This is a genomic window from Mesorhizobium sp. M7A.F.Ca.AU.001.01.1.1, assembly GCF_004022735.1.
GTDB classification, from domain to species: domain Bacteria; phylum Pseudomonadota; class Alphaproteobacteria; order Rhizobiales; family Rhizobiaceae; genus Mesorhizobium; species Mesorhizobium ciceri.
The window spans coordinates 1-3,652 of sequence record NZ_RZPF01000663.1 but is presented as its reverse complement, the minus strand read 5'-3'; the positions used below and the strand labels follow the sequence as shown (position 1 = coordinate 3,652).

Annotated in this window: 3 protein-coding genes; 1 reads left to right on the top strand and 2 read right to left on the bottom strand. The window is 65.2% G+C overall.

Annotated features, from left to right (window positions below):
• The coding region (locus tag EN884_RS29330) for a radical SAM protein (RefSeq protein WP_128360892.1) at positions 1-1,389 on the top strand (1,389 nt) is incomplete at its 5' end.
• Between the two features lie 8 nt (positions 1,390-1,397).
• Here EN884_RS29330 and argB read toward each other — a convergent pair.
• Together argB and EN884_RS29320 are read right to left on the bottom strand one after the other, a co-directional pair.
• Positions 1,398-2,291, bottom strand: coding sequence for an acetylglutamate kinase (gene argB, locus EN884_RS29325; RefSeq protein ID WP_013528489.1), 894 nt, complete (start codon positions 2,289-2,291; stop codon positions 1,398-1,400).
• Between the two features lie 103 nt (positions 2,292-2,394).
• Positions 2,395-3,652 (bottom strand): amidase (locus EN884_RS29320; protein WP_164895222.1); only part of this gene is annotated, 1,258 nt, incomplete at its 5' end.

The window sequence follows — 3,652 nt, the reverse complement described above, 5'->3', positions numbered from 1 at the left end:
CTGGAGGACCACCCCGACTTCGTCCTGATCGGCCATTCCGGCTCGACCTCGGCGCACCCGACCGCCTTGGTGATCGCGCGCATGATCAAGGAGCGCGAGCCGGCGACCATCATCATCTATGGCGGCGTTTTCCCGACCTATCATTGGCGCGACATCCTGGCCGCTACCGATGCCTTCGACTTCATCGTGCGCGGCGAGGGCGAAGCGACGGTGGTGGCGCTGATCGAAGGGCTGGAGATGCGCCAGCCGCCGGCGAGCGTGGCCGGCATCGCCTATCGCGACGATCTCAGCCGCCCCTTCGCCACACAGGCGGCCATGACCATTGCCGACCTCGACGCCTACCGCGTCGGCTGGGAACTGATCGACCATCCCAGTTACAGCTACTGGGGCGGCAAGCGGGCCGTGGTCATGCAGTTTTCGCGCGGCTGTCCGCATCTGTGCAACTATTGCGGCCAGCGCGGCTTCTGGACCCGCTGGCGGCATCGCGATCCGGTGAAATTCGCCAGGGAGATCGCATGGCTGCATCGCCAACATGGCGTCGAGCTCATCAATCTTGCCGACGAGAATCCGACGGTCTCGAAGAAAGCCTGGCGGGCCTTCCTCGATGCCCTGATCGCCGAGAACGTGCCGGTGCTGATCGTCGGTTCGACCCGTGCCGACGACATCGTGCGCGATGCCGACATCCTGCATCTCTACCGCAAGGCCGGTGTCATCCGCTGGCTGCTCGGCATGGAAAACACCGACGAGCAGACGCTTCAATTAATCCGCAAGGGCGGCAGCACCTCATCCGATCGCGAGGCGATAAGGCTGCTGCGTCTCAGCGGCATCCTGTCTATGGCGACCTGGGTGTCCGGCTTCGAGGACGAAGGGTTTCGCGACCTGTGGCGCGGCTTTCGCCAACTCATCGCCTACGACCCCGACCAGATCCAGGCGCTTTATGTGACGCCGCATCGCTGGACGCCGTTCTTCCGCATCGCGCGGGATCGCAAGGTGATCCAGCAGGATGCGCGCCTGTGGGACTACAAGCACCAGGTGCTGCAGATGACGCGGCTGAAGCCGTGGATGCTGTTCTTCAGCGTCAAGCTGATCGAGCTGGCGGTGCAATCACGGCCGAAGGCGCTGGCCCGCATCCTGTTCCACAAGGATCCCGAGCAGCGCCATTCGATGCGCTGGTACACACAGATGGGCCGCCGCGTGTGGTTCCGCGAGGTCTGGGGCTTTCTGGTCCGCGACATCAGGGTGAAAGACGGCCCGACGCTGGCCGAATTCTGGGGCGCGCCGCAGGATGCCGAGGAGGAATCGATGTCCGTTCGACGCCCGGCCAGAAAGCCCGCCATTCCCACCATCGACAATATTGAAGATGCCGAGGCGAGAAAGTTAGCCGGCTGACGAGCCCCTCAGGGCACGATCAGCGTGCCGGCGCCATGTTCGGTGAACAGTTCCAGCAGCACCGCATGCGGGGTCTTGCCGTTGAGGATGACAACGCCTTCGACGCCGCGCTCGATCGCTTCGATGCAGGTCTCGACCTTGGGGATCATGCCGCCCGAGACCGTGCCGTCCTTGATCAGCGCCTTGGCCTCGGCCACGGTCAGTTCGTCGATCAGCTTCTTGTTCTTGTCGAGCACACCCGGCACGTCGGTGAGGAATAGCAGGCGCGTCGCCTGGCAGGCGCCGGCAATGGCGCCGGCGAAGGTGTCGGCGTTGATGTTGTAGGTGTGGCCATCGCGTCCCGGCGCCACCGGCGCCAGCACCGGGATCATTTCGGAGCGTGCCAGAAGATCGAGCAAGGTACGGTCGACCTCGACCGGCTCGCCGACGAAGCCGAGATCGAGCACGCGCTCGATGTTGGAGTCCGGATCGATCATGGTCTTGCGGGCCTTTTCGGCGAACACCATGTTGCCGTCCTTGCCGCACAGGCCGATCGCCCATTCGCCCTCGGCGTTGATCAGCGCGACGATCTCCTTGTTGATCGAACCGGCCAGCACCATTTCGACGATCTCGACCGTCTTCTGGTCGGTGACGCGCAGGCCGCCTTCGAACTTGGATTCGATGCCCATCTTGGCCAGCATGGCGCCGATCTGCGGGCCGCCGCCGTGGACGACGATCGGGTTGACGCCGGATTGCTTGAGCAGCGCGATGTCGCGCGCGAAGGCCTTGCCGAGCTCGATGTCGCCCATGGCATGGCCGCCATATTTCACCACGACCGTCTTGTGCTCGTAGCGCTGCATGTAGGGCAGCGCCCGCGACAACAGGGCTGCCTGCATTTCGGCGGTGGCGGTTATTTCCGTCATCGGCTTTTTTCCCTGGAGATCGGTAAGGACGGCGGCGTCTTAGCGGGAATTGGCGCCGCCCGCAAATGGCTTTGCTGTCATATTCGAGCGCTTCACGACCTCGTCATCGTGTCGGCACCATCAGCGGCGCCCTGCGACCCAGCCAACCCGAGATCTTCTCCATCTGCGCGGCGAGCGACAAAAGCGTCTCCTCGTCGCCCGGACGGCCGGCAGCCTGGACGCCGATCGGCAGGCCGGCGTCGGTGACATGGACCGGCAGGGCGATCGATGGCTGGCCGCTGACATTCTGGATCGCCGGCCAATGGGTGAACCAGAGGCTCTTGTCCATCAACTGGCCGAAGAACGGCTTCAGCTTCAGCAAGGGCGTCAGGTGAAGCTTGTCGAGCAGGTTCTCGATGAGGTCGTCGGCGCCTTTCGGATCCATTGCGCCGCAGGCAAGCGGCGGGTGGGCAATGATCGGCATCAGCACGGCGTCATACTGCGCGGTCTCTGCGATCAGCCGCCGTGAGGCGGCATGCAGCCGCTGCAGGTCGGCATAGGTCTCGCCGGCCGACACCAGTTCGCCGAAGCGGGCGAGCACGCGCGTGGCCCGCTCGATGTCGCCAGCAACGGAACGGCCGACGCGCAGCGCTTCGGCCCGCATCGTGCCAGCGACGGCGGAGGCAACCGTCCTGCAGAAATCGGCGAAGAAATCGCGGCCGATAAAGGGCAAGTCGATCTCCTCGACCGTGTGGCCGCCCTCGCGGGCAAGCGCCACCGCCGTGTCGAGCGCCTTGAGCGTCTCGTCCGAGATCGGCAGGCGAAGCGGCGATTTGCGGTACACGGCCAGACTGAGCTTGCCGGGATCGCGTGCGGCGGCAGCCGCGAACGTGCCTTTCGGCCGCGGCGCGGCATAGGGCGACAGAGGATCGGGCCCGTGGGTCAGGTCGAGCAGCAGCGCGCAATCGCGCACCGAACGGGTGAGCGCATGGTCGACGACCATGCCGTACCAGCTTTCGCTCACCAGGGGCGTCAGCGGTATACGGCCGCGCGACGTCTTCAGGCCGACAAGTCCGGTGCAGGCGGCAGGCACACGGATCGAGCCGCCGCCATCGGAGGCATGCGCCACCGGCACGACGCCGGCTGCGACCAGTGCTGCCGAACCGCCCGAAGAGCCGCCGCTGGTATGGCCGGTGTTCCACGGATTGCGGGTGATGCCAAAGGCCCTGGATTCGGTCATCAATCGAAGCCCGTGCTCCGGCGATGTCGAGGTGACGATCGGGATAAGTCCGGCAGCGAGATAGCGGTCGGTCAGCGCCGAATTGACATCGGCCAGCCATGCCGGAATGCGGCTGCCGCCATGCGTCGGCACGCCCTTGATG